This window comes from Duganella sp. BJB1802, from assembly GCF_013369445.1.
In the GTDB taxonomy this organism is placed as follows: Bacteria; Pseudomonadota; Gammaproteobacteria; order Burkholderiales; family Burkholderiaceae_D; genus Rugamonas; species Rugamonas vulcania_A.
In genome coordinates this window covers 15459-32990 of sequence record NZ_JABWEF010000021.1, presented here as the reverse complement: position 1 = coordinate 32990, position 17532 = coordinate 15459, and the positions used below count along the sequence as shown (strand labels likewise).

Genomic DNA, 17532 nt, shown 5'->3' with positions numbered 1-17532 from the left:
GCGGTGCAAGTCGTACAATACCGGCGTTGCTTTACTGCGGCCAACCCTCTATTTTACGCTAGTGCCCGAAAAACGCTCCAATATGCCTGTTTCAACCTCGAAAACCGTCAAAAAGACAGTCAGCCCTGAAGCCAAGCTGGCCAAGCTCGGCCTGCACACCGATATGGACCTGGTGCTGCACCTGCCCATGCGCTACGAGGACGAAACCCAGGTCATCACCATCGAAGAGGCGCGGCTGCACGGCGGCGAGACCTCGCAGGTCGAGGGCCTGGTGGTGAAAAATGAAATCACCTACAAGCCGCGCAAGCAGCTGCTGGTGCATATCGCCGACGAGACGGGCGATTTGCAGCTGCGCTTCATGAACTTCTACGGCAGCCAGGTCAAGCAGCTGGCCGAGGGCACGCGGGTGCGCGCGCGCGGCGAGTTGAAACACGGCTTCTTCGGCGCCGAGATGGTGCATCCGGCGTACAAGGTGGTCAACGAGGGCGCGCCGCTGCCCACTTCCCTGACGCCGGTGTATCCGTCGGGCGAAGGGCTGTCGCAGCCGATACTGCGGCGCGCCATCGGCGATGCGATGAAGCGGGTCGACTGGACCGACACGCTGCCGGAGCAGCTGCGCGCGCGGATGCAGCTGTCCGACTTCGAGCCGGCGGTGAAGCTGCTGCACTATCCGCCGCAGCAGGTGGACGAGCATGCGCTGCTCGACCGTTCGCATCCGGCGTGGACGCGCATGAAGTTCGACGAACTGCTGGCGCAGCAGCTGTCGTTGAAGCGCGCGCAGCGTGCGCGCCGTGCCAAGGGTGCGGCGGCGCTGACGGTGATCGGCGCCTTGTCGGCGAGCTTCCAGGCCGCGCTGCCGTTCAAGCTGACCGGCGCGCAGCAGCGCGTGCTCAACGAAATCCGCGCCGACCTGCGCCATCCGTATCCGATGCAGCGGCTGCTGCAGGGAGATGTCGGCAGTGGCAAGACGGTGGTGTCGGCGCTGGCCGCCGCGCAGGCCATCGACAGCGGCTACCAGGCCGCGCTGATGGCGCCGACCGAGATCCTCGCCGACCAGCACTTCCGCAAGATCGCCGCGTGGATGGAGCCCTTGGGCGTGAAGGTCGCGTGGCTGACGGGCAGCTTGAAGAAAAAAGAAAAGCTGGCCGCGTACGCGCTGATCGAATCGGGCGAGGCGCAACTGGTGATCGGCACGCACGCGCTGATCCAGGAGGCGGTGAACTTCGCCAATCTCGGGTTGGTGATCGTCGACGAGCAGCACCGCTTCGGCGTGGGGCAGCGGCTTACCTTGCGCAACAAGGGCGTCGAGGGCGCGGTGCCGCACCAGCTGATGATGTCGGCCACGCCGATCCCGCGCACGCTGGCGATGACCTACTACGCCGACCTGGAAGTGTCGGTGATCGACGAGCTGCCGCCGGGCCGCAGTCCCATCGTCACGCGCGCCATCGACCAGAACCGGCGCGACGAAGTGATCGAACGAGTGCATGCCGCCGCGCTGGAGGGACGGCAGATCTACTGGGTCTGTCCGCTGATCGAGGAATCGGAAGCGCTGCAACTGCAAACCGCCACCGACACGCACGCCCTGCTGGCTGAAGCGCTGCCGGACCTGAACGTGGGCCTGGTCCACGGCCGCCTCAAGCCGGCCGAGAAGCAGGCGGTGATGGACGCCTTCAGCGCCAACGAGATGCAGGTGCTGGTCGCCACCACGGTGATCGAGGTGGGCGTGGACGTGCCGAATGCATCGCTGATGGTGATCGAGCATGCGGAGCGTTTCGGTTTATCGCAGCTGCACCAGCTGCGCGGACGCGTGGGGCGGGGCTCGGCGGCGTCGGTGTGCCTGCTGCTGTACCAAAGCCCACTGGGAGGCGTCGCCAAGCAGCGCCTGATGACGATGCGCGAAACCACCGACGGCTTCGAAATCGCCCGCCGCGACCTGGAGATCCGAGGCCCCGGCGAATTCCTGGGCGCCCGCCAATCCGGCCAGGCGATGCTGCGCTTCGCCGACCTGGAGACGGACGGCTGGTTGGTCGACCAGGCGCGCGACGTCGCCCACGACCTCCTCCACGCCAACACCCCCGAAAAAGCCGCCACGGTCGAAGCCCACCTTGCCCGCTGGCTAGGCGGCCGCGAAGAATTTCTCAAAGTCTAGTTGGGGTCAAGTCTGACATTCGGACACGAGCTCTGCTGTAGCGCCCGCTACGGCAGAGCTCGTGTCCGAATGTCAGACTTGACCCCACCCTAAAAGCACAGGTAGAAGCGGTTGGCGAGGTCGAGCAGGAAGTCGGGCGTCAGGTAGGCCATGAACACCAGCGCCAGCACCACGGCGCCGGCTGAGCGCAGCAGCCAGGTTTTCATCGTCAGGCCGCTTTCAACACGCCACGTTCGATGGCGCGCTCGTTGATCGGCAAGTTGATCAGCCCCGCCATCACGCTCAGGCCGATGGCGATGCCCCAGACGATGTCGTAGCTGCCCAATTTTGCGAACAGGTAGCCGCCCAGCCATACGCCGATGAAGCTGCCCACCTGGTGCGAGAAGAACACCACGCCCGCCAGCATCGACATGTGCTTGACGCCGAAGATGCCGGCGATGATGCCGTTCGTCAGCGGCACCGTCGACAGCCAGATGAATCCTATCGCCGCCGCGAAGACGTACACCGAGTACGGCGTCAATGGCGCCAGCAGGAACAGGCCGATGACCACCGCCCGCGTGAAGTAGATCGACGACAGCAGGTAGCGCTTGGGGAAGCGCCCTCCCAGCTTGCCCGCGTAGTAGGAGCCGAAGATGTTGAACAATCCAATCAGCGCCAGCGCCATCACCGCCACGCCCGGACTGGCGATGCCCTTGTCCTTCAGGTACGCCGGCATGTGCACGCCGATGAACACCAGCTGGAAGCCGCACACGAAATAACCCGCCACCAGGAACAGGAAGGAGCGGTTGCCCACCGCCTCGCTCATCGCTTCGCGCACGCTTTGCTGCGGGCCGCCGCCATGCTCCACCGCCGGTTCGCGCAGATGGAAGGCCATCGGCACCATCAGCAGCACCACCAGCCCGGCCAGCAGATAGAAGGCGGTCTGCCAGCCCACCGCGGAAATCAGCTGCTGCTCGACCGGCATCATCAAAAACTGGCCGAAGGAGCTGGCCGCGCCGGAGATGCCGAATGCCCACGAGCGCTTCTCCACCGGCGCCACACGGCCGATGATGCCGCTGACCGCGCCGAACGCGGTACACGCCAGCGCCAGGCCGATGAACACGCCCGAGCCGATGACGAACATGGTCGGATCCTTCACCAGCGCCATCCACACCAGCCCCGCCATGTAGCTGAAGGCGCCCACCACCACCACGCGCATGGTGCCGTAACGGTCGGCCGCCATGCCGGCGAACGGGCCGAAGGCGCCCCACAACAGGTTCTGCAAGGCCAGCGCCAGCGAATAGGTTTCACGCGTCCAGCCGTTGGCCTGCGAGATGGGCTGCATCCAGAAGCCGAAGCCGTGGCGCACGCCCATGGCCAGCGTCAGGACGACGCCACTGGCCAGCAGGACGGTTTTCAGTGAGGGGGGACGAGCGGCGACGAACATGATAGGAACCTGATTGTAAAAACGATATCCGCCGATTCTAACCAGTTCCTGCCGCCCGCGCTTGAAGGCCCTAAAGGTCGGCGGGGTACTTCAAGCCGATTTGCGCGCGGATGCCGTCCAGCGTGCCCATGATGGAAAGCGTTTCCTCGTGCGGCATCACCGGGCTTTCGATCAAGCCGGCGCGGATGCAGCGGCCCACTTCCTGCGCTTCGTGCGTGTAGCCGTTGCCGCTGCGCGGAAGGTTGATGGTGCGTTCGCTGCGCGAGGCGCCATCCACCAGCGTGACGGTGATGGTCTCGGTGTTGTGGAAGCGGTCGTGCAGGCGCACGAAGCCCTTGGTGCCGGAGATCGTCAGCTCGGTCGGCGTGCGCGAACGCAGGCTGCACGCGCACGACGATACGCCGCCGCCCTTGTGCGTCAGCGTGAACGCGGTCTGCATGTCGACGCCGGTGGCGGTCATCTCGGCCTGCGCCTTCGTGCCCGTCACGGGGCCGAGGAAGAACGACGCCATCGACAAGGGATAGATGCCCAGGTCCAGCAGCGCTCCGCCGCCCAGCTCCGGCGCGAACAGGCGATGCTCCGGGCCCGCGTCCGAGGTAAAGCCGAAGTCCGCGCTGACGTTGGCCGGCACGCCGATCTCGCCGCTGTCGACGATGCGCTTGGCCTCCACCACGGCCGGCATGAAGCGCGTCCACATCGCCTCCATCACGAACAGCTTTTTCTGGCGCGCGAGGTTGATGATCTCCTCGGCCTGGCCGCGGTTCATGGTGAACGACTTCTCCACCAGCACGCCCTTGCCGCCGTGGAGGCACATCAGCGCGTTCTCGTGGTGCATGGGGTGCGGCGTGCCGATGTAGATCACATCGACTTCGGGATCGTCCGCCAACGCCTGGTAGCTGCCGTGGCAGCGTTCAACGCCGTATTCGGCGCCGAAGGTGGTAGCGCTATCTACGCTGCGCGAAGCAACGGCGGCCAGCTTGGCGCCCGGGGTCTCCTGCAAGGCGGTGGCGAAAGCCTTGGCGATCTTGCCGGTGCCGAGTATCCCCCAGCGAATTACCTGCGTCATGGCGTGCTCTTTCTGCCGCGTCGGCGGCGAAGTCGGTTAAAAAATCTATTCTACCGCCGCTGCGCGCTTGGGGCGGAACACCGTTGCATCGTTGTAGAAGGCGTCGTCCTGCTCCGGCCACCAGCCCGGCACGCCCAGCGCCTGCATCGGCGTGAAGTCGGCGGTGCTCAGGCCATGTTCGGACAGCTCCTGCGCCACCTTGGCGTCGATCCAGTGGCGGCGGGCGTCGTGATCCATGGCGAAGAAGTCGTCGCCGGCCACCACCACGCGGGTGTGCGCGGTGATCGCCTTGCGCGGCGCGACCAGCTTTTCCATCAGCGCGTGGCCGAACAGCCAGACTTGCGCCTCCGGCCCGAAGCTGGCGCGTTGCTCGACGAAGGCGGCGCGCCATTGATGGTCGCGCAGCGCGGCCGTCAGCGCGTGGCCGGCGGCGCTGTCGCGCACCACCAGCAGGGCGGCGTTTTCGTCGAAGATGGTAGCGCCGTCGCGCGCCGGGCCGCGCGATTTGCCGACGCCGTCGAGCGCGATCTGCGCAGCCTGCAAGGCGTTCAGCTGCACCTTGATGCGCGGGAAGCTAAGCCACACAAGGCCGTTGAAGAAGTCGTGCAGATTGTCGCGCGTGGGCACGCCGCCGGTGGCGCCGATGAAGGCTTCGTACGCAGTCCCTTCCGGCAGCGACTCTTGCGGCACGAAATGGACCGGCAAGCCCTGGTGGTTGCGCAGGCCCAGTGCGGCGGCTTGCGCGTTGAGCGTGTCGATGAATGGCACGTCCGCCGAGAGGTGGCCGGCCGCCGTACGTATCGAGTCGTACCAGGGACGCGGCCAGTCTATCGCTTGCAGCACTGCTTATACCATTTTCCAGTTGATGGTTTCGCCGGCGTTGAGCGGCACCACCTGCTGGTCCGCCAGCGGCAGGGTTTCCGGCAGCGTCCACTGCTCGCGCTTGAGCGTGATGGTGTCGGTATTGCGCGGCAGGCCGTAGAAGGCCGGGCCGTTGAAGCTGGCGAAGGCTTCCAGCTTGTCCAGCGCGCCGGCGCGTTCGAAGGCTTCGGCGTACAGCTCCATCGCGTGCAGCGCGGTGTAGCAGCCGGCGCAGCCGCAGGCGGCTTCCTTGGCGCCCTGCGCGTGCGGCGCGGAGTCGGTGCCAAGGAAGAAGCGCTCGTCGCCGCTGGTGGCGGCGGTGACCAGCGCCAGGCGGTGTTCTTCGCGCTTGAGCACCGGCAGGCAGTAGTAGTGCGGACGGATGCCGCCCTTGAAGATGTCGTTGCGGTTGTACAGCAGGTGATGCGCGGTGATGGTCGCGGCGATCGGACCTTCGGCTTCGGCCACGTACTGGGCGGCGTGCTTGGTGGTGATGTGTTCGAAGACGATGTTCAGCGCCGGGAAGTCGCGGCGCAGCGGGCGCATCACGCGCTCAATGAAGACGGCTTCGCGGTCGAACAGGTCGATGTCCTGGTCGGTGACTTCGCCGTGGACCAGGAAGGGCATGCCCACTTCCTGCATCATCTCCAGCGTCTTGTAGCAGTTGGACAGGTCGGTCACGCCGGCGTCCGAGTTGGTGGTGGCGCCGGCCGGGTACAGCTTGACCGCGTGGACGATGCCGCTTTCCTGCGCGCGCAGGATCTCGTCCGGCGGCGTGTTGTTGGTCAGGTAGAGCGTCATCAGCGGCTCGAATTTCATCCCAGCCGGCAGCGCGGCCATGATGCGGCTGCGATAGGCCTCGGCGGCGGCGGTGGTGGTCACCGGCGGTTTCAGGTTGGGCATCACGATGGCGCGGCCGAACTGGCGGGCGCTATGTGGCAGCACGCTGGCCAGGGTGGCGCCGTCGCGCAGGTGCAAGTGCCAGTCGTCGGGACGGGCGATGGTGATGCTGTCTGGGGTGTGTTCGAGGTCGGACATGGCGGCGGGCTTTCAGGCTATATGACGAATCCCGCCATTTTACCCTCTCGCGCCGTTCGCTTGACAGTGCCTGCGTGAAGGCATATGTTTTTGATGACGCCACAAAGGAGCAGTCATGGACACCATTTCCGCAAGTGATGCGCGCACATGCCTCTATGACCTAATTGACGAGACCGCGATCAGTCACATGCCGATAACTATAACTGGCAAGCGCCACAACGCGGTACTGCTCTCCGTCGACGACTGGCTTGCAATCCAGGAAACGCTGCACTTGTTGTCGGTGCCAGGAATGCTCGAGTCAATCATCGCCGCACGCGGGGAGCCGTTGAGTGACAGCGACAGGAAACTAATCTGGTTAGCTGGCGGCTAATGTAGTCCCACCAGGCGCAGAAAGGCGCTATAGAGGTAGCCGCCGCATCCTGCGCATGTGGACGCACTACGAGTAGCGCGTCCAGACTACTTAGAAGCGTATCACCGTCTTCCCTGCGCCGTGGCCGGTTTTGTTGCGCTCGATGGCGGCCGCCGCCTCCCCTGCCGCGACAAGCTCCGACACCACCACGGTCAACTCGCCGCTGGCAGCCTGCTTGGCGATCCTCGCCAGCAGCTCGCCGTCGGGGTGATTCGCATGCCACGTGCCACGGCGGCCGGCCGGCGTGCGCTGGACGATGTCCGGCGCGGCGATGCTGACGATGCGGCCTTGCGGCGACAGCACTTGCCACGACCGGTCCAGCGTTTCGCCGCCCACCAGATCGAACACCAGGTCGACATCCTTCGCCACGTCCTCGAAGCGGGTGGTTTTGTAGTCGATGACTTCATCGGCGCCAAGGCGGCGCAGCAGGTCGGCATTGCGGCCTTGCGCGGTGGCCAGCACACGGACACCGGCCTGCTTGGCAAACTGCACCGCGTAGCTGCCAACGCCGCCGGCCGCTCCATGGATCAGCACCGTCTCGCCGCGTTGCAACTGGCCGGTTTCAAACAACGCCTGCCATGCCGTCATCGAGGCGACAGGAATCGCCGCAGCGGTGGCATCTTCAATGGCGGCAGGTGTCGGCGCCAGCTTCGAGGCAGCAACCGCCACGTAGCTTGCGTAGGCACCCAGGCCGCCCAACGCGCCAAATACACGGTCGCCTGCCACGAAGCTGTCGACTCCCTCGCCAACCGCGACCACCTCGCCGGCCAATTCCAAACCCAGCGTGGCGGGCAGCGGCAGCTGGAAAACATCCTTGACCAATCCATCGCGGATTTTCCAATCGAGGCCATTGACGCCGGCGGCGGCACCCCGCACCAGCACTTCGCCCGGCCCTGGCTGCGGCATCGGCACCTCATCCCATTGCATCACCTCCACGCCGCCGTAGGCGTGGATGCGCAGCGCGCGATTGCTTGCGGCGTCGTCCAGCGCAGGATAGTCGATATAGCCCTGCGCCCCCGGCGCATAGAACAACGCCGGATTGGGCGTGTTGAGCGGCGCCTTCAACGCGAAGCGGCGTGGCAGGTCGGGATTGGCGAGGAAGGCACTGCCATAGGCCACCGCATCGGCCTCCCCGGCCGCGATGCGCTGTTCGCCGGACTCGCGGGTCTGGCCGCCGCCCAGGATGTAGGCGCCGTTGAACAAAGGCCGCAGCGCGCCGTGGTAGTCATATTCAGCCTGGAACTTGGCCACGTGCAGATAGGCCAGGCCCAGCGGAGCGAGCTGCCGCACCAGGTAGGTGTAGGTCTCCACCGGCGTGTCATCCTTGATGTCGTTGAACCCCATCTCCGGCGAGATCTTGATGCCGACACGATCGCCGCCCGCTTCCGCGATCATCGCGCCGAGCACCTCCAGGATGAAGCGCGCGCGGTTGGGAATCGAACCGCCGTACTGGTCGCTGCGCTGGTTGCTGCCCGACGCCAGGAACTGCTCCGGCAGATAGCCCGACGCCGCATGCAGCTCCACACCGTCAAAGCCCGCCTCCAGCGCGCGCCGTGTCGCCATGCGGTATTCGGCCACCACATCCGCCACCTCGGCGGTCTCCAATGCACGCGGCGTGACGTAATCCATCATGCCGCCGGCGGTAAAGGACTGCCCCGCAGGCTTGATCGCGGACGGTGCGACCGGCAGCACGCCGCCGGGCAGCATGCTGGGATGCGAGATGCGGCCGGTGTGCATCAGCTGCATGAAGATGCGGCCACCTTCGGCATGCACCGCCGCCGTCACCTTCTTCCATGCGGCCACCTGTTCGTCGCTGTAGATGCCCGGGGTACGCACATAGCCCTTGCCCATCGCGCTGGGGAAGACGCCTTCGGTGACGATCAAGCCCGCCGTGGCACGCTGGCGGTAGTAGGTCACGGCCAGTTCGGACTGCACGCCGTCCGCGTCGTTGGCGCGCGACCGGGTCATGGGCGCCATCACCATGCGGTTGCGCAGGGTGTAACGGCCGATTTGCACTGCTGTCGATAAGGTGTTCATTGGGAGCCTCGCTAAGTGAGTGAATGTGCAGCCATCATCCATTGATTCCCCTGCGGGATAAATAGCTTAAAATGAAATCACTGATCCACTGATGGAGCAATCACAATGTCACTTTTATCGAGCATGGAATTGTTCGTGGCGGTCGCCAACGCCAGGGGGTTCCGGCGCGCCGCCGAGACGCTCGACATGCCCAATTCCACACTGTCGCGCCGCATCTCGGAGCTGGAAAAAGAAATCGGCGTGCGCCTGTTCCATCGCTCCACCCGCAAGGTCGAGCTGACCGAGGCCGGGCAAGCCTATTTCCGCCGCTGCGAAAGCATCGTGCGCGAGGCGCGCCTCGCGCACGAATCGCTGCAGGAACTGGCCGAGCACCCCACCGGCACGCTGCGGGTATCGATGCCGGTGGACCTGGCGATTTCCTACCTGGCGCCGTCGCTGAAGGCGTTCAGCACGCAGTATCCGCAAATCGATTTCGAAATGGACCTGACGCCGCGCCGCGTCGACCTCGTGGCCGACGGCTTCGATTGTGCGATCCGCATAGGCACACCGCCGCCGACGCCATCGACGCTGATCGCCCGGCAGGTGGGCCTGCTGCCGCGTCACCTGTTCGCGTCGCCGGAATACCTGCGCGGCGCGCCGCCGCTGGAACATCCCGACGACCTGGTCAACCACCAGTGCATCATCCCGTTCCCGGTCGGAGGCAGGGCGCAATGGACGCTGTCCTCACGCAAGAAGACGGTCACCGTCGATGTCGGCGGTCGCTACGCCACCAACAACATCGGCATGTGCAGGAAACTGGCCTCGCTGGGCTTGGGCGTGGCGATTTCCGCCGGCCCCGAGGCGATCGGGGAACTGGAACGAGACCAGTTGCAACGGGTGCTGCCGGATTGGGACTTCGCGCCGGTACCGGTGTACGCGATCATCGAATCGCGCCTGATCCCGTCGCGGGTGCGGCTGTTCATCGATTTCGTGCAGGCCAGCCTGAGGGGATACTCCGCGCCTCTGTAGATAAAATATTAATGAATTATCCGGGCGAGAAAATCACGTGCCCGCTCCGAACGGGGCGCGGCGAAGAATTCATCCTTGGCGCTATCCTCCAGGATGCGGCCCTTGTCCATGAACACCACGCGGTTGGCCACCTTGCGGGCGAATCCCATTTCATGGGTGACCACCATCATGGTCATGCCCTCCTGCGCCAGGCCGACCATCACGTCCAGCACCTCGTTGACCATTTCCGGGTCCAGCGCGGAGGTGGGCTCGTCGAACAGCATGGCGATCGGGTCCATCGACAGCGCCCTGGCGATGGCCACGCGCTGCTGCTGGCCGCCGGAGAGCTGGCTGGGAAATTTGTCCTGCTGCGCCAGCAGGCCGACCCGGTCCAGGTAGCGCTGGCCGCGCTCGGTGGCCTCGTCCACGCTGCGGCCCAGCACCTTGACCTGGGCCAGGTTCAGGTTGTCGCGCACCGATAAATGGGGAAACAGCTCGAAATTCTGGAAAACCATGCCGATCCGCGCCCGCAGGGCCGGCAGATCGGTATTTTTGTCGCCGACCGAGACGCGGTCGACGGTGATTCGGCCGTGCTGGAACGGCTCCAGCCCGTTGACCGTCTTGATAAGCGTCGACTTGCCGGAGCCGGAAGGCCCGCAAATCACCATCACATCGCCCTTCACCACGCTGGTGGTGCACTCCGCCAGCACCTGAAACTGGCCGTACCACTTACTGACGTTATCGATTTCAATCATATACACGCTGAATAAAAAAGCCGGTCCGCACCCGTGCGGGTACGGCTCTACATGCGCTTGACAGCGCCTCTGCCCACAAGGATACTGCGGAACTTGCCCATAGTTTCATCAGCCGGACCATAACATACCGGTTGCAGCCAATGCAGAACACGCGCAGCGGCGGACACCCCGCCCTCTGCGCAGGCCCAGAGAGACACTACCACAGGAAGCTCATAACATGCATAAACAAAGCCGATTGACCACCTACATCCTCGTCGGACTGGCGCTGGGTATCTTCGCCGGTTACCTGGCCAATACCCAGCTGGCCAAGCCGACCGAGTTCGCCGACTACATGTCGCTGATCACCACGCTGTTCCTCCGCCTGATCAAGATGATCATCGCGCCGCTGGTGTTCTCGACGCTGGTCTGCGGCATCGCCAAGATGGGCGACGCCTCCGAGGTGGGCCGCATCGGCATCAAGACGCTGGGCTGGTTCTTCATCGCCTCGGTGATGTCGCTGAGCCTGGGCCTGGTGCTGGTCAACATGTTCCGCCCCGGCGACGCGCTGCTGGGCCACATGGCCGCCACCACCGCCAAGTCCGACCTGGTCGTGTCCGGCCTGACGCTGAAGGAATTCGTCACCCACCTGGTGCCGTCCTCCATCGTCGAGGGCATGAGCAAGAACGAGATCCTGCAGATCGTGATCTTCTCGCTGTTCTTCGGTTCGGCCGCCGCGGCGGTCGGCGAAAAGGCCAATGTCATGGTCGCCGCGCTGGATGGCGTGGCCCACGTGATGCTCAAGGTCACCGGCTACGTGATGCAGTTCGCGCCGTTCGCCGTGTTCGCGGCGGTGTCGGGCGTGATCGCTAAGAGCGGCCTGGGCGTGCTGTCGACCTACGGCGTGTTCATGGCCGAATTCTACTTCGGCATCGCGCTGTTGTGGCTGTTGCTGGTCGTGATCGGCTTCGCCTTCCTGAAGACCCGCATCTTCGGCCTGCTCAAAGAGCTGCGCAGCCCGGTGCTGCTGGCCTTCTCGACCGCGTCGAGCGAAGCGGCCTATCCTAAAACGCTGGAAGGCCTGGAGCGCTTCGGTGTCCGCAACCGCCTGGCCGCCTTCGTGCTGCCGATCGGCTACTCGTTCAACCTGGACGGCTCGATGATGTACTGCACCTTCGCCACCGTGTTCATCGCGCAGGCTTACGGCATCGAGATGTCGCTGGGCCAGCAGATGTCGATGATGATGGTGCTGATGCTGACCTCCAAGGGCATGGCCGGCGTGCCGCGCGCCTCGCTGGTGGTGATCGCCGCGACGCTGGGCCAGTTCAACATTCCGGAGGCGGGCATGCTGCTGTTGCTGGGCATCGACCACTTCCTCGACATGGCGCGCTCCGCGACCAACGTCATCGGCAACGGCGTGGCCACTGCGGTGGTCGCCAAATGGGAGGGCGAACTGGCCGCTCCCGGCGACGTCGAGCTGGTCAAGGCCGCGTAAGCAATACAGGCAACTGCAAAAAGCCACCATCGGCACTGAGCGCGATCTTGAGCGCGCTCAGGCTGATGGTGGCTTTTTTTCGTCACAGCCAGGTGCGCTTGCCCTCTGGCTTGGCGCCCATCTCCCGCAACCGGCGCCGCAAACGCGCGTTGTCCGCAAGGACGCACACCAGCATCACCAATGTGAGGATGCTGAAAGCCTCGTTGCCGAAAAATCTGAAGAATAGCGCTGCACCAGCCGCACAAACCAAGCCGGCAATCAATAGCATCAAACCATCTTTCATTGGATTCTCCTCTTCGTCCTTTATTCATGATGCGCCTGGTGCGGCCGCACAGCAAGCGTGTGCTGACACCGTTGGGCGGAATCGTTATCCGGCTTGGTCAGTTTCGTAATTGCATGTCCGCATCACTCGGGGCACCATGGGCCGCGAGAATATCTACATGCGGAGACACCATGAAATCAACACGGCGCACCGCGCTGAAAACACTGCTGTCGGGCGCCGCACTGGCTCCGCTGGCAGCCACCGCCAAACCCACCTGGGGGCGCGGCGTCGAAGGCCAGCGCAAGGCCGACCTGGGCAACGGCACCTACCTCAACCCCATCCTGTCCGGCGACCATCCCGATCCCACCATCCTCAAGGACGGCGACGATTACTACATGACGTTTTCGTCCTTCCTGTCCTACCCCGGCGCCGTGATCTGGCATTCGCGCGACCTGGTGAACTGGGAACCCATCGCCGCGGCCCTCACCAAGCCTATCGGCAGCGTATGGGCAATGGACCTCGTCAAGCACAATGGCCGCTACTTCATCTACATCCCCGCCGAAGGCAGCATCTACGTCATCTGGGCCGACAACATCCGTGGGCCGTGGAGCGATCCGGTCGACCTGCACATCGACGCGATCGATCCCGGCCACGCGGTCGGCGAGGACGGCAAACGCTACCTGTTCGTCAATGGCGTGCGCCGCATCGGCCTGACCGACGACGGCTTGGCGACGGTCGGCACGCTGGAAAAAGTCTACGAACCATGGCGCTATCCATCCGACTGGGTGGTGGAGATGTTCGCCCCCGAGGGCCCGAAGCTGTTGCGCCGCAATGGCTGGTACTACCTGGTGCTGGCGGTGGGCGGCACCTCCGGCCCGCCGACCAGCCATATGGTGATCGCCGCCCGCTCGCGCTCCATCCACGGCCCGTGGGAGAACTGCCCGCACAATCCGCTGGTGCGCACCCGCAGCGACAGCGAGATGTGGTGGTCGCGCGGCCACGCCACGCTGGTCGAAGGCCCTGCCGGCGACTGGTGGATGGTCTACCACGGCTACGAGAACGGCTACCGCACGCTGGGCCGCCAGGCCTTGCTGGAGCCGATCGAATGGACCAGCGACGGCTGGTTCAAGGCCAAGGGCGGCGACCTGTCGTCGCCGCTGCCGATGCCGAAGAAGGGCAGCGCGGTCCCGCACGGCCACGCGTGGTCGGACGACTTCACGCAGGACCGCTTCGGCATGCAGTGGAGCTTTTTCAATCCGGGACCGGACGAGATGCGGCGCGTACGCCGCGAAGCCGGCGGCCTCACGATCGCCGGCAAGGGAACATCACCGGCCGACTGCTCACCGCTCACCTGCACGGCCGGCGAGCGAAGTTACGAAGCCACCGTCACGCTCGACATTTCAGGTGCAGGCCATGGCGGCCTGCTGTTGCACTACAACGAACGCATGTTCGTCGGCATCGGCTTCAGCACCACCCACATGCGGACCTACCACTACGGCCAAGAGCAAAGCTGGATGCGCGAGAAGATGGCCGTGTCCACGGTACGCATCCGCGTGCGCAACGACCGCAACATCGTCACCTTCTGGTACGCGCTCGGAGCCGGCGAATGGATCCAGCATCCGTGGCAGATGGAGGTATCGGGCATGCACCACAACGTGTTCGGCGGCTTCCTCAGCCTCAAGCCGGGCGTCTACAGCGCCGGCGAGGGCGCTGTGCGTATGCGCGATTTCCGCTACCGCGCATTGACCTAGTTCTGGCCGGCGTAGACCTTCACAAGGTCGTACAGGAAGGTGCGGCCTTCCATCAGCGACTGCACGCCGATGTATTCGTTCAGGCCGTGGATGTTGCCCAGGTCCGGCGTCAGGAAGATGCCGCTGATGCCGTAGGTCGGAATGCCGGCGGCGTTGAGGAACTGGCCGTCGGTGGCGCCCGATTGCAGGATGGGCAGCACCGGCACGCCGGGCCACATCTTCGCGGTCAGCTTTTCGACCGGCTCCATGATGGCGCGCGTCAGTTCAGGCGGTGCCGAATTCTCGCCACGGATTTCCAGCGTCTCCACCTTCACGGCCGGATCGTTGATGGCCTTGACCAGCGCCTCGCGCACCGTCTCCTGCGTCACGCCGGGGAAGATGCGGCAGTTGATGTTGGCGCGTGCGCGCTGCGGCAGCGCGTTGGTGGCGTGGCCCGCGTCGAGCATGGTCGCCACGCAGGTGGTGTGCAGCATCGCTCCCCAGCTGCTGTTGCGCTCCGAGAGCAGCGCCACCGCCTTGGCATCGTTGGGATTCTTCACCACGGCCAGCATCGCCGCCGCCACGTCCTTGTGGCCTTCGTTCGACTGGATCTTCGACATGCCCTTCAGGTAGCCGCGGCTGCCGTCGGCCAGCTGGATCGGGAAGGTGTAGCCTTCGATCTTTTTCAGCGCGCCGGCCAGGCGGTAGATCGCGTTGTCCTTCTGCGGACGCGAACTGTGGCCGCCGCGATTGGTCACTTCCAGCCGGTAGTTCTGCGACACCTTCTCGCCCGCCTGCACCGTCATCGACACGCGCTTGCCCGCCGCATCAAGCTCGCCGCCCGCGCCTTCGTTGATGGCGAAGCCGGCGTCGATCAACTCGCGGCGGTTCTTGGTCAGCCACTCGGCGCCGTTGAAAGCGCCGCCGGTCTCCTCGCCGCAGGTCAGCGCCATCTTCAGCGTGTGGCGCGGCACGTAACCCTCGGTCTTGAAGCGCACCAGCGTATCGGCCCAGATGGCCGCCTGCGCCTTGTCGTCCAGCGCGCCGCGCGCGTAGAACTTGCCGTCTTCCTCGATCAGCGTGAACGGATCGCGCACCCAGTCCTCGCGCTTGGCCTCGACCACGTCGATGTGCGCCAGCAGCAGGATGGCTTTCGCCTTCGGATCGCTGCCCGGCATCACGGCCACCAGCCCGCCCTCCTTCGGGTGCGCCGGATCCGCGTACAGGTGCAGCTGCGAATCGGTGAAGCCCGCCGTTTTCAATCGCGCGGCGACGCGTTCGGCCGCCAGCGTGCAGCTGCCCGACGACAGCGTGGTGTTGGTCTCGACCAGCTCCTTGTAGAGGGCGCGGAACTTCTGCTCCGTGGGATCGGCGTGCGCGCTCTGCACGCAAGCCATCATGACAGACACCGCACCCAGCACAAAACGAGACTTCATCGTCGATTCCTTAGTTAGAGACTGCGTCCACGGCGTCATCGGGCGACGACACCAATTCTTCATCTGCCTTGGCTTGCTGCCGTTGCCACATCTGCGCGTACAAACCGTCCGCCGCCAGCAACGACTGGTGCGTGCCGCGTTCGACGATGCGGCCGTGGTCCAGCACCAGGATCTGCTGCGCGTCCGCCACCGTGGACAGGCGGTGCGCGATCACCATCGTCGTGCGGCTCTTGGCGATTTCCTTCAACTGCGCCTGGATCGCCTGCTCGGCCTTGGAGTCCAGCGCGGAAGTGGCCTCGTCGAAGATCAGGATGGCGGGATTCTTCAGCAGCGTGCGGGCGATGGCCACGCGCTGCTTCTCGCCGCCGGAGAGTTTCAGGCCACGCTCGCCGACCATGGTCGCGTAGCCGTCCGGCAGGCTGTCGATGAAGTCGTGGATCGATGCCGCGCGCGCCGCCGCCACGATCTGCTCTTTTGTCGCGCCGGGCTGGCCGTAGGCGATGTTGTATTCGATGGTGTCGTTGAACAGCACCGTATCCTGCGGCACGATGCCGATCGCGTGGCGCAGCGTGTCCTGCGTGACCGAGCGCAGGTCCTGGCCGTCGATGGTGATGCCGCCGGCGTTGACCTCATAGAAGCGGAACAGCAATCGCGACAAGGTCGACTTGCCCGAACCGCTGTGGCCCACCACCGCCGTCGTGGTGCCCGGCGCGATGGTGAAGTCCACGTCGAACAGGATCTGGCGCTTGGATTCGTAGCTGAAGTCCACGTGGTTGAAGCGCACCTGCGCGCCGTGCGTGAGCAGCGGCTGCGCGTCGGGCGCGTCGGCCACTTCGCGGTTCTGGTCCAGCAGCGCGAACAGCTTCTCCATGTCGGCCAGGCTTTGCTTGATCTCGCGGTAGATCACGCCGAGGAAGTTGAGCGGGATGTACAGCTGGATCATGAAGGCGTTCACCAGCACCAGGTCGCCCAAGGTCATCTTGCCGTCGATGACGCCTTGCGTGGCGCGCCACAGGATCAGCGTGACGGCGGTGGCGATGATCAGCGACTGCCCGGTGTTCAGCAGCGACAGCGACGTCTGCGATTTGACGGCGGCCGATTCGTAGCGCTGCAAGCCCTCGTCGTAGCGCTTCGCCTCGTAGTCCTCGTTGCCGAAGTATTTGACGGTCTCGTAGTTGATCAGCGAATCGATGGCCTTGGTGTTGGCCTTCGAATCCAGCTCGTTCATGGTGCGGCGGAAGTGCGTGCGCCAGTCGGTGATGAAGATGGTGAACGAGATGTAGGTCACCAGCGCGACGAAGGTGATCACCGAGAACCAGATGTCGTAATGCGTGACGAGGTAGCCCAGCACCAGCGTGATCTCCACCAGCGTCGGCAGGATGTTGAACAGCGTGTAGCTGATCAACGAACCGACGGCGCGCGTGCCGCGTTCGATATCGCGCGTCATGCCGCCGGTCTGGCGGTTCAGGTGGAAGCGCAGCGACAACGCGTGCAGGTGGCGGAACACCTGCAGCGCGATGGTCCGCACGGCGCGCTGCGTGACGCGCGCGAACAGGAACTCGCGCAGCTCGGTGAAGAAGGTAGTGGACACGCGCAGCACGCCGTACGCCACCAGCGCGCCGAGCGGCAGCACCAGCAGCGCCTGCGGGTGCGTCGGCGAAATGGTCAGGCTGTCGATCAGACGCTTCATCACCACCGGTACGCCGACGTTGGCCAGCTTGGCGCCGACCAGGCAACCCAGCGCCAGCAGCACGCGCCATTTGTAGACCCACAGGTAAGGGAAGAGTGTTTTCAGCGTCGCCGTGTCGCTGCGCTGGGGGGCGCTGCTGGCGTTGTTGGAGGGTTCGGGCGGGGAGTTCGGGTAACGGCGCATGGCGGATGTCGGCTTTTTATGGTTCAATCCCG

General features: G+C 64.8%; 13 protein-coding genes and 2 pseudogenes. 6 read left to right on the top strand and 9 right to left on the bottom strand.

Annotation, left to right across the window (positions count from 1 at the left end):
* Window positions 1–82: 82 nt before the first annotated feature.
* Window positions 83–2149, top strand: a complete 2067-nt coding sequence (gene recG, locus HUX88_RS26480) for an ATP-dependent DNA helicase RecG (RefSeq protein WP_117014197.1) — start codon at window positions 83–85, stop codon at window positions 2147–2149.
* 208 nt (window positions 2150–2357) lie between these two features.
* On the opposite strand, the gene HUX88_RS26475 is transcribed toward recG, so the two are convergent.
* The 4 genes from HUX88_RS26475 to pyrC all read right to left on the bottom strand — a co-directional run bounded on the left by HUX88_RS26475 (window position 2358) and on the right by pyrC (window position 6540).
* On the bottom strand, window positions 2358–3575 hold the full coding sequence (locus HUX88_RS26475; protein ID WP_176363692.1) for an MFS transporter: 1218 nt from the start codon (window positions 3573–3575) through the stop codon (window positions 2358–2360).
* A 70-nt stretch (window positions 3576–3645) separates the two neighbouring features.
* The gene (locus tag HUX88_RS26470) at window positions 3646–4641 is read right to left on the bottom strand and encodes a Gfo/Idh/MocA family protein (protein WP_176363691.1); all 996 of its coding nucleotides are present in this window, start codon (window positions 4639–4641) and stop codon (window positions 3646–3648) included.
* Window positions 4642–4686: 45 nt separating this feature from the next.
* Window positions 4687–5484 carry a DUF3025 domain-containing protein gene (locus tag HUX88_RS26465; protein ID WP_117014200.1) on the bottom strand — a complete coding sequence of 266 codons (798 nt, stop codon included), beginning with the start codon at window positions 5482–5484 and terminating at the stop codon, window positions 4687–4689.
* 3 nt (window positions 5485–5487) lie between these two features.
* Window positions 5488–6540 (bottom strand): dihydroorotase, encoded by a 1053-nt coding sequence (pyrC, locus tag HUX88_RS26460; RefSeq protein WP_117014201.1) that lies wholly within the window; start codon window positions 6538–6540, stop codon window positions 5488–5490.
* A 115-nt stretch (window positions 6541–6655) separates the two neighbouring features.
* Between pyrC and HUX88_RS26455 the strand changes: the two genes are divergently transcribed.
* The gene (locus tag HUX88_RS26455) at window positions 6656–6910 is read left to right on the top strand and encodes a type II toxin-antitoxin system Phd/YefM family antitoxin (protein ID WP_117014202.1); all 255 of its coding nucleotides are present in this window, start codon (window positions 6656–6658) and stop codon (window positions 6908–6910) included.
* 90 nt (window positions 6911–7000) lie between these two features.
* Here the strand turns inward: HUX88_RS26455 and HUX88_RS33175 are convergent, their stop codons facing one another.
* On the bottom strand, window positions 7001–8986 hold the full coding sequence (locus tag HUX88_RS33175; RefSeq protein ID WP_176363690.1) for a zinc-binding dehydrogenase: 1986 nt from the start codon (window positions 8984–8986) through the stop codon (window positions 7001–7003).
* A 105-nt stretch (window positions 8987–9091) separates the two neighbouring features.
* On the opposite strand from HUX88_RS33175, the gene HUX88_RS26445 reads away from it, so the two are divergent.
* Window positions 9092–9994, top strand: a complete 903-nt coding sequence (locus tag HUX88_RS26445; RefSeq protein WP_117014204.1) for a LysR family transcriptional regulator — start codon at window positions 9092–9094, stop codon at window positions 9992–9994.
* Between the two features lie 8 nt (window positions 9995–10002).
* Here the strand turns inward: HUX88_RS26445 and HUX88_RS26440 are convergent, their stop codons facing one another.
* On the bottom strand, window positions 10003–10728 hold the full coding sequence (locus HUX88_RS26440; RefSeq protein ID WP_176363689.1) for an amino acid ABC transporter ATP-binding protein: 726 nt from the start codon (window positions 10726–10728) through the stop codon (window positions 10003–10005).
* Between the two features lie 217 nt (window positions 10729–10945).
* On the opposite strand from HUX88_RS26440, the gene HUX88_RS26435 reads away from it, so the two are divergent.
* Window positions 10946–12199, top strand: coding sequence for a dicarboxylate/amino acid:cation symporter (locus tag HUX88_RS26435; RefSeq protein ID WP_176363688.1), 1254 nt, complete (start codon window positions 10946–10948; stop codon window positions 12197–12199).
* Window positions 12200–12281: 82 nt separating this feature from the next.
* Here the strand turns inward: HUX88_RS26435 and HUX88_RS26430 are convergent, their stop codons facing one another.
* Window positions 12282–12482, bottom strand: a complete 201-nt coding sequence (locus HUX88_RS26430) for a hypothetical protein (RefSeq protein WP_176363687.1) — start codon at window positions 12480–12482, stop codon at window positions 12282–12284.
* Window positions 12483–12652: 170 nt separating this feature from the next.
* Between HUX88_RS26430 and HUX88_RS26425 the strand changes: the two genes are divergently transcribed.
* The gene (locus HUX88_RS26425; RefSeq protein WP_176363686.1) at window positions 12653–14212 is read left to right on the top strand and encodes a family 43 glycosylhydrolase; all 1560 of its coding nucleotides are present in this window, start codon (window positions 12653–12655) and stop codon (window positions 14210–14212) included.
* Here the strand turns inward: HUX88_RS26425 and HUX88_RS26420 are convergent.
* On the bottom strand, window positions 14209–15627 hold the full coding sequence (locus HUX88_RS26420; protein ID WP_117014209.1) for a M20/M25/M40 family metallo-hydrolase: 1419 nt from the start codon (window positions 15625–15627) through the stop codon (window positions 14209–14211). The genes HUX88_RS26425 and HUX88_RS26420 overlap by 4 nt on opposite strands.
* Between HUX88_RS26420 and HUX88_RS33405 the strand changes: the two are divergent.
* A pseudogene (locus tag HUX88_RS33405) lies at window positions 15590–16033 on the top strand (hypothetical protein); the annotation flags it as partial. The gene HUX88_RS26420 and the pseudogene HUX88_RS33405 overlap by 38 nt on opposite strands.
* Here the strand turns inward: HUX88_RS33405 and HUX88_RS26415 are convergent.
* Window positions 15926–17500: pseudogene (locus HUX88_RS26415) on the bottom strand (ABC transporter ATP-binding protein/permease); the annotation flags it as partial. The pseudogenes HUX88_RS33405 and HUX88_RS26415 sit on opposite strands and share 108 nt — an antisense overlap.
* Window positions 17501–17532: the final 32 nt, after the last annotated feature.